Here is a 17,444-nt window from a genome sequence, read left to right on the forward strand (position 1 = left end):
TCCCAGCAGCCAACGGCCACCCAGCAGCCAACCGCCACCCAGCAGCCAACCGCCACCCAGCCAGCAACCGCTCAGCCGACCACGCCCCATCAGTCGTCCACCACGCAACCGACCGCCACCCAACAACCAACGGCAACTCAGCAGCCGGCAGGAACCCCGCAGTCGACCGCTCAACCCGCGGCGCCTCATCAGTCGACTACGACGCCACCGACCGCCACCCAACAACCGACCGCAACTCAGCAGCCGGCAAGAACCCCGCAGTCGACCACTCAATCGACCACCCAGCAGCAGGCAACAGCCCCGCAGTCGACCGCTGACCCGGCCATCACCAACCCCGCGCCCGAAGCACCCGCGCTGCCCGCAGTACCAAGGCAAGAGACTCCACCCACGACGTCCCTCCCGCAAACCCCGGAGACCGTCGCCGAAGTAGCAGCCGCGGCCGGTGTCGATCTCTCCGGCATCGACGTCCACATCGTCGAGGACCCGGCCGAGCTCGCCTACCTGGCCGGCGAATCTGCCTACGCCTACACCCCGGCCGACCTGGCCGGCACCCAGATCCGCCTGGGCCCAGCCAGCTTCGCCTCCCGTGAGATCCTCGCCGCGACCCTGGCCCACGAACAGACCCACGCCCGCCAGCTCAGCTCCGGCACCACCCCCACCAGCGACAACCTCCCCACCCTCGAAGCCGAAGCAACCGCCAATGAGCAGACAGCACTGGAAAGGCTCGCCAGCCATGACGCAGATCGAGTTCGAGGTAGAGACGACGTACGACCTTCCGACCCGAGCCGGCCTCCTGGTCCCCGGCCAACTGAAGACCGGCACGATCAGCCAAGGCGCCACACTGCGGACGACGACGGACCAGGCGGTCCACGTCCTGGCGATAGAGTTCCCCTCTTCCGCCGCTTCGGCCCACCCGGCAACGAAGCGAGTGACCCTGCTGGTCGACCGGACGACGGCTCCGAACCTCCCACCGGGCACGATCCTGACCTGACCCCCGCCGGCGAACGCGTCTTCGAGGTCGAGCCCGGCACCTCCTTCGACCGCTCGGCGTACGACGCCTTCGTTGCCGCGCTCAACGAAGTGGATGCCGACGGCAACCTGACGCCCGCCGCCCAGCAACTGCGCGACTACTACTACCAGCGCCCCGACATCGCCAAGGACACCGGCAAACCGACCACGGTGGTCAAACGCTTCGGCCGCGGTCGCCGGGCCGCGGACATGACGTTCCCGGCCGCCGAACCAGGCGGTCCCGTCCACCAGATCCCGGTCCCGAAGCTACGGTTCCTCCCGAGCGGCATGTTCGCCCCGATGGAGATCGTCCCCGGCCGCCCGATCGGCCGGTCCACCGTGGACTTCGACGACCTCGGCCTCAGCCTCGACGACCGCATCCACCTGCAACGCTGGGCCGACCGCTGGATGCGCAGCATGGGCAAACTCCGCCGCGTCGTACGCCGGCCCACCGCGGCCGAACGCACCGCCCGCCGCGAGCTGACCCGAGCCGAGGTACGCCGTCAACTGGCCGAGCAACTCGCCGCCGACCCGCCCGGCACTCCCCAGAACGCCGGCGAAGACCTGGGCGAATCCTTCGCCCGAGCGATGCTCCGCTGGCTCGAGACAGTCCATCCGGGCGAGATCATCCTCCGCGTCCCGGGCACCGAGGCAGGCGGTCCCGGCCGCTTCGACCAGATCTATGTCCGCATGCACGCCACCACCGGGAAGATCCTCGGCTTCGCCGTGGTGGAAGCAAAAAGCGTCGCCGGCACCCTGGGGTCCCGCCGAGGCGCGGACGGCCGCTCCTACGAGCAGGGCCATCGCGAGTACGTCCGTTCCATCCTCGCCGCCATGCAACGCCGCAACCTCCCCTCCAACGAGCGCGGCGTAGCAGACGCCATGCAAGCTGCCCTCGACTCGGGCGACCTCCAGTACTTCGTTGCCAAAGCCCGAGTGGAGCTCCGACCCAGCCGAGCAGTAGCCAAAGGCCTCGCGGTCACCGAGTACGACATGTCACAGTCCCCGGACGACGGCGCAGGCGGCACCCCTACCACCCCGACCACCCCCACCGACCTGACCAACCCCCACAACGAGCCCCCAAGTGGCACCCCCGACACGTCCAACGCCACTCCGCCGCACCCCGGCGCAGCGGACCAAGACCGTTCCCCCAGCCGACCCGTGGGAGTCCAGCGCACTGAGACCGTTGGTGCTACCAAGCAATCAGCCGAGTCCGTCGTGCGGAGAGATTCGTTCCCCGCGGAAGCAGTCTTCTCCCCGGCCGCGGTCCAGCGACTGGAGAGCGCCGTGCAGGCAGCCCTGACCCGCGGCCTACACGTGGAGCTCACCTACTCGACCAACCCGCAAACCAACCAGCTGGAAGCCGCTGCCCAGATCACCGACCCCACCACCGAAGAGTCCGTCATCCACCGCACCACCAGCCTCGAGGACCTCGCCGCCCGAATCCGCCCGTCAGTAGCCCGCACGGCCGAACCCACCCAGATCCGGCCGGCTGCGCCGGCGCCCGAAGTGCGTCCGACCGACGCGGCGGCGAGGCAAGGCGGCATCGATCGGGCGCTGAATCCATACGTGGTGGGCGCTCGGGTTGATGGTGACGGGCCGGTGTCGGGGCAGGTGGTGTCCAACGAGTCGAGTAATCGCGGGACCTGGAGCTTTGGGCGGGACGGCGAGCCGGACGAGGTCGTGCTCGAGCTGGGAGAGGTGCGTACGCCCGAGCAGTTGCCTGGGGTACCGCGGTTGCCGCGGATCGCGCTGGACTGGGCGTTCGCGCGGGATCGTGCCCGCGCGCTGATCCCGCCGGGGGTGGAGGTCGAAGCGGACACCTTCGCGGCCTTCGAGGAGCAGCTGCGGGGGTTGATCGAAGGCGGACAGTTCGTACGGGTCCGGTTGCAGGCGGTCGCGGGTGTCGACGGAATACGACGGTTGGTTGCGAGGGCCGAGGTTGTCGACGTACAGACCGGTCGGCTCACGCAGTACCCGGCAGCTTCGATCGCCGAGCTGACCGGCGTTCTCGCCAACCATGATGTGCTGACTGGCACTGAAAACTTCAAGGCGACCGTCGGGCGGGAGCTCGCCGGGCTGGATGAGAGCGTGGCGAGCCTGCAGAGGTTGGTTGACAGCAAGCGGGAGGCGGCAGACCAAGCGAGGCAAGCTGCCGACCAGGCGAGCAAGGAAAAGGTCCAGGAGGCCTTCGACAACCAGAAGGTCGCCCGGCAGCGGCAGGCCGAGGCTGAAGAGACCAAGCAGCGGGAGCTCGCGGACTGGCACAGCAGGCTGGCGGACACCTATGAGCAAGCGCTGGCCAAGTTGACAGGCGCTCGTGACGCCTACGCCCAGTTGCTCGCCAGCGCCGGCACCAGCAGTCCGCAGCACCTCCACGCCGAAGCAACCAGGATCGCAGCCGAGGTCACGGCGTACCGGCAGCTGCTCGAGAAGCAGGCGCCGCTGCCCGCGGTGCTGACGCCGACCGGCAGGTTCCCGCAGTTCGCGGCGTTGGTCAAAGCGGTCAACCAGCACCTCACGATCACCTCCACCGAGCTGCACCAGCTCCTGAGCGCCCGGTTCACCGAGCTCGTCAGCGACGACGGTCTGGTGCTCGGTCCGACCCTCCGCCTGCGGCTCACCGTGGAGCAGCTCACCGAGGTCGTCGACCCGCCGAACAAGGCGTCCGAGATCATCAGCGGCATCTTCCAGCAGACCGCCCGCAAGCTCTCCGCGACCTCGACCGGCAAGTTCGGTACGTCGTTCACGCTGCCGCTGACCGCGATCCTCAAACTCATTGGTCACGCCACCAACCAGCCGTGGCTCAACGACCTCACCCTGAAGAGCGGCCTCAACCTGGGCCGCGCCCGCGCACTGACGGCCAATGCCGCCGAGTTCGCCCAGAGCGGCACCGTGCAGGACAACCGCGGCGAGTCCATCCTCTACACCGGCAAGGCGACCTGGCAGCTCGACACCAGACCGACCCGCGACGCCATCTGGACCACCAACAGACTCCAAGGCACCGAGGAGCTCCGCGCCTGGGCCTCCCACGCCTACACCGTCCCGCCCTCCCAAGCGGTTGCCCAACGCACCGACCTGCGGACCGGGCGGCTCCCGAGCCACGCGCCTACCACGATCAGTGGCCTGGAGCAACTGTCCGAGGACGTGATCGACCGCAACGCCCACGCGCTCGACCGGTTCGGCCCCAGCGACCGCCGCCAGGTCGAGGAGCAGATCCGGGCCACCCTCACCGCCGAAGTCCCCGGTCGCCTCACCGAGCGGACCATCGTCCAGCCGCTCACCGCCGGCGGCAAGCCCGTCGGCCACGTCGAGGTCGAAACCACGTTCCGCTACGAAGCCGTGGAACGCGTCGGCGCCGACAGCACCACGCACTGGCAGGAAGAGGTGGTTGTCGGTTTCTCCAACTCCAGCACCCAGCAGACCTTCACAGCGAGCGCCGACCTGTCCGCGACGGGTGGCTACGCCGGCGAAGCCGTCCAGGACATCGATCCAACCGGCACCGACGTCGGCCCCAACACAACGGCCGGTCGAGCAGCCGCGCGCTCGGAGTCGATCTCCGGCGGCGGTACGGCGATCCATGTCGGCGTGCACCGTTTCACCGGCCCGACCCAGGGCTACCGCATCGTCCTGGACCACCGCGTCCAACTCGTTCTCGACAACACGCCCACCAAACCTGTTCGCGGCGCCAGCGAGCTCCTCACCCGGATCAAGGTGAACGATGCCTACCGCAACGGCCTGCCGGTCGACCCGGCGACGATTACGGGTGACACCCACCACGGCGAGCCGATCCTCCGCGGCGACCCGCGTCCCCAGACGGTGCCGGGCCGCAAGCTCGAGCTCCCCGCCTGGGCGATCGACGACAACGGCCGGCTCGCCGCCGCCGGTCCCTGGAACGTCCAGCAGGTCACCGGTACCGACCAGGCCTTCCGCGCACTCGTCGACCAACTCGCCGACCGCGGTTTCGTCCCACCGCTCGACAGCAACGGCAACCCGGATCTCACCAAGCTGTCCCGGGATCCCGTCGAGGCCCAGTCCCAGCTGTTCAACCTCGACGAGCTGCGTACGCAACTGTCCGGCCCGCGGCTGCAGGCGGGCTACGACATCGCGTCCCGGACCGGGCTCGTCATCACGCTGACCCATGCCCGGACCGCACAGCCGGTGGAGACGATCAGCCTCCGCGTCGACCTCGAGCAGCACGCCGCCCGGCCCGTTGGCATCACCAACGACGAGGCCGTGGTGCTGCTGAACATCGGCTCCGAGACCGCGGGTCGTTCGGCAGTCCGGACGAAGAACTGGAGCTGGCGGCTCGACCCGCTCTCGATGAGCTCCAGCGAGGGTCACGTCTCCTTGTCCTACGGCCGGAACGCGTTGGCCCGCGCGCTGGCCTGGTTCACCGGCGGCACGATCAACCAGGTGACACTGGTGGAGAGCACCTCGCCGGTCGCCGTCTTCGAGGTCGACCACACCCTCACGGTCGAGGAGATCGGCAAGAACGAGCTGTACCGCAGCGAGGAGTCCGCCCGGATCTTGATCGACAGCGACCTCCTGCCGTACGACGTGCCGCGGCCGGGGGGCACACCGACGTACGTCGAGGTGCCGCGCAAGGTCCTCGACCGGGCCGTTCTGCTCGCGCTGCGGACCGGGGATCTCGGCGACCTGCTCCCGGGTCGGCTCGGGAAACTGCCCGCGGTCCGGCAACAGCTCGCCGCCTTCCTCAACGCGCGCAACCTGCTCGCACACCCGGAGTGGACCGGTACGGCGTACCGGACGACGCTCCTCGTGCCGGCGCCTGGCGGGATCACCCGGCGGGTGCCGATGGCGCTCACCGGCCGGGTGTCCGGGCCGACGCTGGTCTCGGTGACCGAGGCGGTGTCCGGTGACATCAACTTTGCCCTCGGCAACCATGGGTCCGCGACCGGGCGAACCGGTGGTGGCGGCCTGGAGGCCTCCGGCGGAGCGACCCGGGCCGGCGCCAAGGCGGCGCTGAGCACCAGCGATGCCGAGACGCGGACCGCGCAGACGATCTGGGGCGTCGAGCGGCTGACGATCGAGACCGGCCGGCACTACGTCTTCACCGCTGACGTCGATCTGAAGGTCGCGGTCGGCAACCGCGAGATCCCGACGGTGACGGAGACCGTGTTCCAGCTGGCCGAGCGGGACGCATTGCGGTTCTACGGTCAGCACGATCTCAACCTGCCGCTGGACCAGGTCGCGGACGCGGTCGAGCGGTACCTGCACGGTCACCTCGACCTGGATCGACGGGCCGCAACAAGTCTGGTACGCCGCTACCGGTCGGAGCTGATCGTTGCCGAGGCCAACGGCGTGCCACTGCCGCCGCCGGCGATCAACCACACGCCGGCCGCCCTGATCGGGAAGCTGATGCCGAGTCCGCACCGAACCGGACAGAGCCCGGAGGAGCGGCTCGCGAAGGTCTTGCAGGATCCGGTGCAGCGGCCGATCGACGTACCGCCTCAGCATCAACGGCAGCTGGGATCGAGCCTGATCGAGAGCGTCGAGCTCGACGGTGACATTGATCTGCTGGCCGAGGTGCAGGAGCAGTTGACGCGCGAGCTGGGAGTGGAGCTGGCCAGCGATCCGGTGCTGGGCCAGAGTCTGTTCGCGGATCTGGCCGGGAAGCGGTGGTGGGGGCGGTTGGAGGACATGCTGGGCCGGACCGGGTTCGTGCGGGAGTATCCGGTGGGCAAGCCGGGGCAGTTGAGTAGTGAGCAGGTCACCGTGCGGATCAAGGCCGAGTTCACCGAGGGCGCGCAGGATCTGGGTACGGCGAAGGATGTGGTGACGATCGGGCAGCGGTACCTGTACGCCGAGTCGAGTCACACCACGAATGACGGGTCGTCGCACGGGATCACGGTGGATGGGGCTGCCGACGACGTGCACTCGGGGACTGCCGGCACCGATCGGGCGGCCGGTACGTCGACCACCGATGCCGAGCAGCGGACCCGGCTGGAGCGGTTGGCGACGTTCGACGGGGTGCGGCGGGTTGGTCGTGGGCTGCGGCTCACCGTGGAGGTCACGCTGGATCCGGCGACCGCGACGAAGAGCCCGCTCGGACGCCGGGTGCCGCTGAATCAGCCTCTCGCCATCGACGCACCGACTCTCACGATCGCGGGGCAGGTGGTGCAGCTCATCCCGACAGGTGCGCTGGCTCGGACGAGTATCAGCGGAGTCGAGCAGGAGATCGAGCTGCCCACCGCCTACTACGTGGAGGGGGTCGAGACGGGTGCGCTGGCGGACGTGGTCTCGGGAGAGCTGGCGGCCGGTGACCTTCTGGGTGCACGTGGGGTCGAGGTGCATCGTGCCGAGCTGGCGGCGAAGCTAGGGGCTTCGGCAGTCAATGCGAGCTTCAGCCGGATGGCCGGTGCGGAAGGGTTCAAGCTGGATCCGTTCGAGGTGGTGGGTGGGCGTCAGCAGACCGTGGGCGTGACGATTCAGGCCCGGGTCTCGCAGGTCGAGGTCGTGGGGGTTTCCAACGGTGAGCTCGGCGAGGTGAACCGTAGCCAGCGGACGGTGGCGCAGAGTACGACGACCGGGCGGCTGCTTCCGGTCAGCGGGTCGGGGACGCTCAGCGCCCCCGAGGTGATGAGCGGTGGGATCTCGGGCGGTGAGCAGATCTCGGAGACGACGACGGACGTCCGCGGAGCACGGGGCGAGCGCAGCCGGTTCGAGACGGGTGAGTTGGTGACGATCAAGGTTCGGGTGAACTTCGACCTGACGCTGCAGCGGACGGCGATCCAGGCGGACGGGCGAGAGCGCGAGCTCGTCCACCGGACGGTCGTCGATGCTGCCACCGGCGAGGCGTACATGGTCCTGCAGCGGCACGAGTACGACGCCCTGGTCGCACGCCAGGCGCCGACGGCCGACAGGCCGAAGCCGAGACCGGTCGGCCACATCCACACCGGAACAGGTGTCCTGGCGGCGATCAACCGCGCCCGGAAGTCGGCCGAGGAGCTAACTCAACGGACCCAGGACGTGCCAAGTAGGCCTCTCGGGTGAGGAACGCGAACTGCGCCTGCTTGCTGCTGCCGTCCGGAAGCGTGATCTTGGCCTGCGGTCCGAGGGCGAAGCCGCTGCGCTGGAAGCGCTCGATTGCCGGGGTGTTGCGGGCATCGGGCTCGACCACGAGGCGCGGGTGCACCAGGTGCTCGAAGACGAAGCGGAGGAGCGCCGTCACCAGGTTTCCGGTGAAGCCGCGTCGGGGATCGCCGGGCGCGACCAGCAGGTGTAAGCCGATGTCGCCGGCCTCGACGTCGTACGCCGCTCCCGCCGGGTCGGCTTGTGGGTCGTAGGTTTGGAGGAGCGCGATCGGTACGTCGTCCAGCCGCGCGAGGTAGACGTGGTGCGTGGGGACCGAATCGAGGAACTCGTAGATGCTCGCGATGTCGGCCCGGGACTGTTCCGTCATGCCCCAGAAGATGGCCCGGTCCGCGGAGACCCAGCTGTGGATCAGATCGAGGTCGCGGGCCGGATCGAACTCCTCGATGACGACCTTGCCGAGGCCTTTGATCGTGGTCGCGTAGGAACGGTCCTCGCGAGTCAGCTCGTCCGGTACGGGCACTAGTTCGCCGCGCAGCCACTGGGGAAGCTGATCGTGGTGGTGGGGATTGCCGAGTACACCGGAGGCACCGAGCGGGACCACCCAGCGGCTGGACGAGCGGTCGGCGAGATCGAAGGCGTACCTGGCCGCGGACGCGCGCAGGCACACGTCCGTCAGGCCTGGCAGGCTCGACGTCGACATGACGCAGTGGTGGTCGCCGGACAGCTCGAGGTCGTACGGCTCCTCGTCCGGCGCGAACACCGGACCACGCAACGCGTGCAACGGCGCCAGCTGATGCGTCTGACCCCACGCGGGCCGCGGGCCGCGCGCTGCCACCTCTTCAAGTGCCTCGCGTGCCAGCCAAGCGACATTGATGCCCGGGAGCGAGGTGGCGATCAGGTTCTCCAACCCGTACGACACATGCGTCAGCGGATCCATCCACGGCAGGAACAGTTCCGGGCAGTCGGCGCCTTCCAGTACCGCGAAGTGATCCGTCAGCCGCGAGATCAGCGCCTTGCGGACCGCGGCGTACGACGAGGCTGTCGTGCTCGTCGCATCCATCCGCCGGTCCCACGAGAGCAACTCGGTGCGCAGGGCAACGGCCTCTGGTGACAGCTCGTCAAGGTCGACGAGCAGATCGAGGATGGCGCCGGCCGAGCCGAGGAAGGTATCGGTGTGGATGGACGGCATGTCGTCGACCGTCCAGTCGGTCCGCGAATTCACCAGTGCGCGGATCCGTCCGGATCGATGCGGCGCGGCAAACTCAACCCCGAGCTCCGCTGCCAGTTCCCGCGCATTGGCCATCACCGCCGGCCCGGCGACGTCCTCTCGCGGCAGCTCGAACCATCCGTCCCACTGGTACTCCGCCTCCCACCCAGGCACCACCCGCAGCATGTTGTCGCGCCTCCGCCGAGGCACCGCTCCAGCCACCCGATGCAGCAAGCCGCCCTGAGTGTCGGCCGCCAGGACCACGTTCACCGGCTCCACCCACCCGTCGACCGCGGCATCCACCTCTGTCACAGTCGTTGCCTGAAGCAACCGAGGAAGTGCCTCGAACCCCAGCCTCCCGGTGACCCGCGGGGGATACCGCAAGGAAACCGCCGCCCCGGCCTGCGCCGCGCTCGGCGCCCCGCTGATCACCGGCCCACGTTCCGTTTCCACGACGTCGATCTCGATCGGCTCGCGGTCCGCGACCTCGACCACTTCGGTATGAACCGCGCAGGCCTCCCAGCCGGACGGCCCCAGCGCCTCGACGCCGTCAGCTGTCCGCCGGAGCTGCTCCTCATACAGGTCCTGGTAGTCGGCCATCGCGTTGGTGATCGCCCACGACACCCCGCCGGTATGACCGAAGTGCGCCAAGCCCGGGATCCCAGGCACAGCCAGGCCGAGTACGTCGTACTCCGGGCACGTCAACCGGATCTGCTGGTAAACCCCGGGGCTCTCGATGTACCGGTGCGGATCACCGGCCACGATCGCCTGGCCGGACGCCGTGTGCGAACCCGGGATCAGCCAACCGTTGCTCCCAGCCCCGAACGGCCCCTCGGAGGTGAACAGCTCCAGAGCCTCGTCGCCCAGGTGTTTGGCGACATGTGTCCGCCACAGCTTCGTCGGGAAGCCGGCGAACAGGATGTGCACCGCCAGCCAGATCCCCAGCGGAGTCCACGGCTCCCACTCCTCCAGAACCAGCCCGGTCTGCGCAAACTCAGGCGCCCGCGAGGCCCCACCAGGCAGCGCATGGTTGACCCCCTCGACGTACGCCGTGACCCACTCGCGCGTCTCGTCGTCGAGCGCATCGAAGCAGCGGCGCGCCGTGTCCGCGAGCCGCGCCTGCCGAGCGAATACGTCCCACGGCGCGGCCTCCACCCCGAGGAAAGCAGCACTCGTCCCCAAGCACCGCCGCCGCTCCAGTTCGAGCTGCCAAGCCCGGTCCCGAGCCGCGTTGACCCCTTGCAGATACACCAACGCCAACGGATCACCGGCCTGCAGGCTGGGTACGCCGTACGCATCCCGGAAGACCCGAGCATTCACAGCTTCCTCGCTTCAGTTGGTGGTGGCCTTGCCCGTCGAGATGCAGGGTTGCCCCTCGAGATTTTCAGGGGGCAACCCTGCACCTCCGGGGTCAACCCTGCACCTTGGTACCGAGTTCAGTCGCGGGTTCTGAGTTGTTCGAAGCCGTAGTACAGGGCCAGGAGGAAAACGATCAGCAGGGTCGCCGAGGGGGAGATGAACGAGATCCCGATCGTCGCGGCGTAGACGACGCTGCCGAACGAGTACCGGACCAGGGACGTGCGGACCTCGGCGGCGGACATGGTGTGCTCGACCAGGTGCCGCCGCAGCACGTGCCACCAGATCAGGCTGAACGCGATCGCGGCCAGTGTCAGGGTGGCGCTGTAGACCGCGCCGGCGACGCGCGCGTTGCTCGACTCGTGCCGCAGGTGCTCCGCGAACAGGCTGGTCGGGAACGGCAGCAACGTCACCCAGAGCAGCAGGAACAGGTTGAGGAACATCAACCCGCGGTCGGCCCGCTGGATCTGCCGGAACATCGAGTGGTGGTTGATCCACATCACGCCGAGGATCGCGAAGCTGGTCAGGTACGCCGCGAACTGTGGCCACTCGTTCACCAGCGCCGGCCACAACCGCTCACCCTCCTCGAGGTGCGGGCTCTTCAGCTCGAGGACGAGGAGGGTGATGGCGATCGCGAAGACGCCGTCGCTGAATGCTTCGAGCCGATTCGTCTCGGCGAGGTCGGACTGGGAGTTCACGGCGCCCAGTCTGACCCAGCGCCCTCAGTCCGTCGACAGAGAAACCGCCATCCAGCTGATCGCCGGTAGCGTAATCGTCAGCTTGCCGTCCGCGAGTTCGATCGCCTCGAACGGCCGCGCGGTGACCCGATCGGGTTCGGTCACCGAGTTGGTGGCCAGCGGATCCTCCTCGTGCACAATCAGCGCCTCGTCGATCCCGGTGACGCCGGTCCGGCTGAGGTCGACGGTGACCTCGACCGCGTCCTCGGCCGAGCGGTTCACCGCGAACAGCGCGAGCTTGCCCTGGTCGTACGTCGCGACCGCGTCGACGGCCGCGACCTCGCCGTACTTCGCGGTGCTGACCGTCGGCGACGACGTCTGCACCCGCAGTACGTCGCCCGCCGCGAGCCGAGAGGTGATCGCGAACGGGTGGAACGTCGGCTGCCGCCAGGCCGCGCCGCCGGGCTCGGTCATGATCGGGGCGATCACGTTCGCCAGCTGCGCGAGGCAGGCCACCGCGACGCGGTCGCTGTGCCGCAGCAACGAGATCAACAGGTTGCCGACCACAACCGCATCGGTGACGTTGTACTCGTCCTCGATCCGCCGCGGCGCGACCTCCCAGGCGTCGGCCGGGTCGTCGGTCCGGCGCGAGCGCTCCCCGTACCAGACGTTCCACTCGTCGAACGAGATGCCGATCTTCTTGCTGCTCTTCAGCTCCGCGCCGACGTGGTCCGCAGTCGCGACGACCGAGTCGATGAATCGGTCCATGTTCACCGCGGACGCCAGGAACGACGCCGTGTCGCCGTCGTCGTTGCCGTAGTACGCGTGGCACGAGATGTGGTCGACGAAGTCGTACGTCTCGCGCAGTACGTCTCGCTCCCAGCTGCCGAACAAAGGCATCTGCGACGACGACGAACCACACGCCACGAGCTCGAGATCGGGCTCGATCATCCGCATCGCCCGGGCCGTCTCGGCCGCCAGCCGCCCGTACTCCGTCGGCGTCTTGTGGCCGATCTGCCACGGGCCGTCCATTTCGTTGCCCAGGCACCAGAGCTTGACGCCGTACGGCGCGGCGCCGTGCCGCTCGCGCAGGTCCGACAACGCCGTACCGCCCGGGTGGTTCGTGTACTCGAGCAGGTCGAGCGCCTCCTGGACGCCGCGGGTGCCGAGGTTGAGCGCCATCATCGGCTCGACCCCGGACTTCTCGCACCAACGGATGAACTCGTCCAGGCCGAACTCGTTGGTCTCGACGCTGTGCCAGGCCAGGTCGAGCCGGCGCGGCCGGTCCTCCCGCGGGCCGACGCCGTCCTCCCAGCGGTAGCCGGAGACGAAATTGCCGCCGGGGTAGCGGACCACGGAGACGCCGAGCTCCCGGGTCAGCTCGAGCACGTCCTTGCGGAACCCGTCCTCGTCAGCGGTCGCGTGGCCGGGCTCGTAGATCCCGGTGTAGACACACCGGCCCATGTGCTCGACGAAGGTTCCGAAGGTACGCCGGTTCACCGGCGCGATCGTGAAGGCGGGATCGATGGTCAGCGCGGCAGAGGGCACCAGGTTGCTCCTGTCATAGGTGTCTAGCCCTTGATCCCCGCGTCGCCGACGCCACGGACGACGTTGCGCTGGAACAGGGCGTAGACGATCAGCAAGGGAAGACCACCCAGCACGGCGGACGCCATGATCTGGGCGTAGCGCAGGCCGTACGAGCCCTGCACGTTGGCGAGACCGACCGGGATCGTCATCATCGACGGGTCGGTGGTCACGATGAACGGCCAGAGGAAGTTGTTCCAGGCCCCGATGAAGGTGAAGATCCCGACGGCCACCAGGATCGGCCGGGACATCGGCACCATCACGCTCCAGACGATCCGCCACCGGGACGCGCCGTCCACCCGGGCCGCGTCCTCGTAGTCGCGGGAGATGCCGTCGAAGAACTTCTTCAGCACGAACACCATCACCGGCGCGACCACCTGCGGCAGCACGATGCCCCAGTAGGTGTCGACCAGGCCGAGCCCGGTCATCTCCTGGAACAGCGGCACGATCAGGACCTGCGGCGGCACCAGGATGCCGGCGATGACGATCCCGAACAGCACCCGCCGGCCCGGGAACCTGGTCCTGGAGAAGGCGAACGCGGCCAGCACCGAGACCCCCAGCGTCAGCGCCGTCACCAGCACCGACACCACGGTGCTGTTCAGGAACCAGCGGATCAGGTCGCCCTGGTCGATCACACTTCGGTACGCAGCGAAAGTAGGTGCTTCCGGCAACCAAGTGATCGGGGCCCGGGTGGTCTCCGGCTCCGGCTTCAGCGACGTGTCCAGCGCCCAGAGCAGCGGGACGAGCCAGACGACGGCGAGGATCGCGGCACCGACCGCGGTCGCCGCCTTGGGAAAGGTCCAGCGAACCGGCCGACCGGCCGCCTTGGTGGCTGTCGGCAACGTAACGGTCGTCATTCCGCGTCTCCCCGCCCGGCGAACAGTTTGAACTGCAGCAGCGCGACCACGACGATGATCGCGAAGAACATGTACGAGATCGCCGACGCGTAGCCGATCCGGTAGCCGGTGAAGCCGGACTCGTAGATGTACATGATCAGCGGGCGGGTCGCGTGGTTCGGGCCGCCGGTCGTCATCAGGTAGACCTGGTCGAAGATCTTCAGCGAGGCGACCAACTGCAGTACGGCGATCAGCCCGGTGGTCCGGCGCAGCAACGGCAGCGTGATCCGGAACAGCTGCTGCCGCCCGTTCGCGCCGTCGATCGCGGCCGCCTCGTAGACCTGCGCCGGAATCCCTTGCAGGGCAGCGAGGTAGAGCAGGAAGTTGAACCCGACCGTCCACCAGACGGTCGTGATCACCACCGCGAGCATGGCCCGGTTCTCGGTGTTCAGCCAGTCGATCTCGGCGAAGCCGCCCGCCGTCAGCAGCCCGTTCACCAGTCCGAAGCCGGGTTGGTAGATCCACACCCAGATCAGCGTCACGACGGTGGCCGGGAGGACGAACGGAGCGAAGTACGAGAACCGCAGCAGCCAGCCGAGCAGGCCCTTCCGGTTCGCCAGCAGCGCCATCACCAGCGCGACGATCACCAGCGGCGGCGTACTCATCGCGGTGAAGACGAAGGTGTTCTTCAGCGCGTCCCAGACGGCCGGGTCGCCGAACATCTCCCGCCAGTTCTGCAGGCCGAGGAACCGGTGCTGCACGCCGGCCAGGCTGGTGTTGAAGAAGCTGTTCCACAGCCCGGAAACGACCGGCCAGAGCAGGAAGACCGCGAACAGCAGCAGGAACGGCGCCGCGAAGAACAGGCCGCCCCACCGCTCCCGCCACGGCGGGCCGGTGTCGGGCTTCGGCCCGGCGGGCCGGGTGGTGCCGACGGCACGAGAGGGAGTCTGCACAGCCATGGTGGTCCTCCTTTCAGACCGGGGAGGGGGTGTCGAGGAGTTTCTGGACGGCGGCCTTGAACTGCGCCAGCGCCGCTTTCGGCGTGACCTGTCCGGTCGCGATACCGCTGAACGCGGCCCCGGACTCGTTCTCCAGCTGGGCTCCCGAGCCGCTGAACCACGCGTCCGGGTCGTACAACACGTTCGGCGCGACGCTGCGGTACTCCGCCTGAGGCTTGAGCTCCAGGTACTCCGGGCTCTTCACCACCGGCTGGTACGCCGGGATGTGGCCGCCCGCCGCCCACTGCGCGCTGTGCTTGAGCAGCCAGGCGATGTACTCGATCGTCGCCTTGGTGTCGTCCTGGTTCCGGCTCGCCTGGTGCGGCAGCACGAGCGTGTGCGAGTCACCCTGGAACTTCGGTACGTCGTACACGACCGGGAAGGGCGCCATGCTGAACGGCAGCTTCGCGGTCTGGTACGTCGTCACCTCCCACTCGCCGTTGAAGCTCATCCCCGCCTCGCCGTTGCTGAACTGGGCCACCAGCGCCGCGTAGTTCGCGGACTTCGGCGTCAGCCCCTCGGCGGCGAGCTTCGCGATCAGGTCGAGGGCCTCGAGCGCCTTCGCGTCGTCGATCACCAGCTCCTTGCCGTCCGGGCTCAGGAACTCGCCCTCGAGCTGGCCGTACAGCGTGTACCAGAGCCGCCACGGGCTGGTGGTGTCGACCGAGACCGCGTACTTGCCGGTGGCGTCCTTGACCGCGCGGAGCATGTCCAGGAACGGCGTCACGCCCTTGACCGGCTTGATCTTGCCGTCCGGCCCGAGCAGTCCGGCCTTCTTGCAGATGTCGGTGTTGTAGTAGAGGACAAACGGGTGCTGGTCCAGCGGTACGGCGTACAGCTTGCCGTCGATCACGCACCGGTCCCAGGTCGCGGGGAGGAAGTCGGACTGGCTGACGCCGGCGGCGTTCAGCAGGTCGACCGGGATCGGGTCCAGCATCGTCGTCGGGCTGAAGCCCTTGATCCGGGACATGTGCATGGTCGCGACCTCGGGCGCCCGGCCGCCTGCCGCCGACATCGCGAGCTTGGTGTAGAACGGCGGGCCCCAGGCGAGCGTCGTCGCCGAGAACCGTACGTTGGGGTGCTCGGCGACGTACTGCTGGTGGATCTGCAGCAGCCGGGCGCCGTCGCCGCCGCCGAAGAGGTTCCATTCCCGGACCCGCGGTCCGGACCGGAGGGTGCCGCAGCCGGTCAGCGCGAGGGCGCCCACCAGACCACCGAGAACTGCCCGGCGCCGTGGACGAGGAGCGGTGTCGTCAACCATGCGTGCCTGCTTTACATCGGTGTACTACATCGGTGTAGAAAGAATGGCCGGACGGCCTCCTGCCGTCAACACCTCACCGCGGCTTCGAGGTGCCGAGGGTCGACTCGCGGGTGAAGAGTTTGTAGGGGGCGACGATCTCCTGGTGCTCGGAGTCGTCGCCGGACATCCGCCGGACCAGGAGCTCGACCGCGGTGCGGGCGATGTGGGCACGGCCCGGGTCGACGGTGGTGAGGGTGGGGATGCTGTACTGCGCCTCGTCGATGTTGTCGAAGCCGGCCACCGCGACGTCGTCGGGGATGCGGACGCCGCGGCGGGTCAGGACGCGGATCGCGCCGAGGGCGAGCGTGTCGTTCAGAGCCAGGACCGCGTCGAACTCGAGACCCGAGGCGAGGATGGCCTCCATCGCCTCGGCGCCGGTCGAGCGGTGCCACTTCCCGGCCGGTACGGCAAGCTCCTCGGGTACGCGGAGCCCGTGCCCGGCCAGGGTGGCCGCGTACGCGCCGTACCGGATGGCGGCCGTGCCGATGCGCTCGCCGGGGTGGACGCCGAGGACGGCGATCCGGCGGCGGCCGAGCGCGAGCAGGTGCTCGACCGCGGCCTTGGTGCCGGCCACGTTGTCGATCATCACGTGGTCGACCGGGCTGTGGAAGATGCGTTCACCGAGCAGGACCATCGGCGCGGACGAGTTCAGCTGCCCGATGTCGTCCTGACCGAGGCCGAGCGGGCTGTACAGGAGGCCGTCGACCAGGTGCCCGCGCGGCCGGTTGATCACGGTCAGCTCGCGGTCCCGGTCCGCGCCGGTCTGCTCGATCATCACGGTCAGGCCGTGCTCCTCGGCGGCCTCGATCACCGCGTCGGCGAGCTCGCCGAAGTACGGCAGGCTGAGCTCGGGCACGGCCAGCCCGATGATGCCGGTCCGGCCGGACTTCAGGTTCCGGGCAGAGATGTTCAGCTGGTAGCCGAGGGCATCGATCGAGGCGAGCACCCTGGTCCGGGTCGCCTCGCGGATGTACGGGTAGCCGTTCATCACGTTCGAGACCGTCTTCGGCGAGACGCCGGCATGCCGGGCCACGTCGCGCATTGTCACCGCCACCGTGTCACCCCCGAGCGCCCGTCGTCGGCAGCAACGGTAGTGCACTCACGGATGGTGATGGCTCACCCCGTGATCAGTCGCCGGGTGTTCAGTCGCCCGGGTCGGCCTCAGGCTCAGGCAGAGGTGCCTCGGGCGGAGGGGTCTCGTGCGGCGGTCGGCGGGCCGGGTTCGGCTGCGGGCCGGCCGAGGTGCTGCCCGGGTGCTCCGGGATGTCCGGCTCGTCGTCGTCGGTGAACTCGACGCCCTCCTCGGCCAACGCGTCGTCCACCTCCGGCCGCAGCTCATGACCGGGATGCGGCAGCCCGGGCCTGTCGAAACTCATAGCACCCTCCTCGTCACCTGTCGCTGCTCACGGTACGCCGACA

Annotated in this window: 10 protein-coding genes; 2 read left to right on the plus strand and 8 right to left on the minus strand. The window is 68.8% G+C overall.

Translation table 11 applies throughout. From position 1 onward, the window contains the following. Positions 1-733: 733 nt before the first annotated feature. Positions 734-991, plus strand: a complete 258-nt coding sequence (locus AB0E69_RS15300) for a hypothetical protein (RefSeq protein WP_360144824.1) — start codon at positions 734-736, stop codon at positions 989-991. An 89-nt stretch (positions 992-1,080) separates the two neighbouring features. Then, positions 1,081-8,025: a hypothetical protein gene (locus AB0E69_RS15305; protein WP_360144827.1), complete on the plus strand. Its 6,945-nt coding sequence runs from the start codon at positions 1,081-1,083 to the stop codon at positions 8,023-8,025. Here AB0E69_RS15305 and AB0E69_RS15310 read toward each other — a convergent pair. The 8 genes from AB0E69_RS15310 to AB0E69_RS15345 all read right to left on the minus strand — a co-directional run bounded on the left by AB0E69_RS15310 (position 7,952) and on the right by AB0E69_RS15345 (position 17,401). Further along, positions 7,952-10,594, minus strand: coding sequence for a GNAT family N-acetyltransferase (locus AB0E69_RS15310; RefSeq protein ID WP_360144830.1), 2,643 nt, complete (start codon positions 10,592-10,594; stop codon positions 7,952-7,954). The genes AB0E69_RS15305 and AB0E69_RS15310 overlap by 74 nt on opposite strands. 116 nt (positions 10,595-10,710) lie before the next feature. Further along, the gene (locus AB0E69_RS15315; RefSeq protein WP_360144833.1) at positions 10,711-11,328 is read right to left on the minus strand and encodes a TMEM175 family protein; all 618 of its coding nucleotides are present in this window, start codon (positions 11,326-11,328) and stop codon (positions 10,711-10,713) included. 24 nt (positions 11,329-11,352) lie between these two features. After that, a complete protein-coding gene (locus AB0E69_RS15320; RefSeq protein WP_360144836.1) occupies positions 11,353-12,855 on the minus strand; it encodes an alpha-N-arabinofuranosidase in 1,503 nt (500 codons plus the stop codon). Positions 12,856-12,878: 23 nt separating this feature from the next. Then, positions 12,879-13,748 (minus strand): carbohydrate ABC transporter permease, encoded by an 870-nt coding sequence (locus tag AB0E69_RS15325; RefSeq protein WP_360144839.1) that lies wholly within the window; start codon positions 13,746-13,748, stop codon positions 12,879-12,881. Further along, complete coding sequence (locus AB0E69_RS15330; protein WP_360144842.1) at positions 13,745-14,686, minus strand: sugar ABC transporter permease; 942 nt, start codon at positions 14,684-14,686, stop codon at positions 13,745-13,747. Before AB0E69_RS15330 ends, AB0E69_RS15325 begins: the two co-directional genes overlap by 4 nt. A gap of 13 nt (positions 14,687-14,699) precedes the next feature. Beyond that, positions 14,700-15,986 carry an extracellular solute-binding protein gene (locus tag AB0E69_RS15335; protein WP_360144845.1) on the minus strand — a complete coding sequence of 429 codons (1,287 nt, stop codon included), beginning with the start codon at positions 15,984-15,986 and terminating at the stop codon, positions 14,700-14,702. Between the two features lie 73 nt (positions 15,987-16,059). Next, positions 16,060-17,079, minus strand: coding sequence for a LacI family DNA-binding transcriptional regulator (locus AB0E69_RS15340; protein WP_360144848.1), 1,020 nt, complete (start codon positions 17,077-17,079; stop codon positions 16,060-16,062). Positions 17,080-17,167: 88 nt separating this feature from the next. Then, a complete protein-coding gene (locus tag AB0E69_RS15345) occupies positions 17,168-17,401 on the minus strand; it encodes a hypothetical protein (RefSeq protein ID WP_360144851.1) in 234 nt (77 codons plus the stop codon). Between the last annotated feature and the right edge of the window lie 43 nt (positions 17,402-17,444).

The organism is Kribbella sp. NPDC026611, assembly GCF_040638345.1.
Taxonomy (GTDB): domain Bacteria; phylum Actinomycetota; class Actinomycetes; order Propionibacteriales; family Kribbellaceae; genus Kribbella.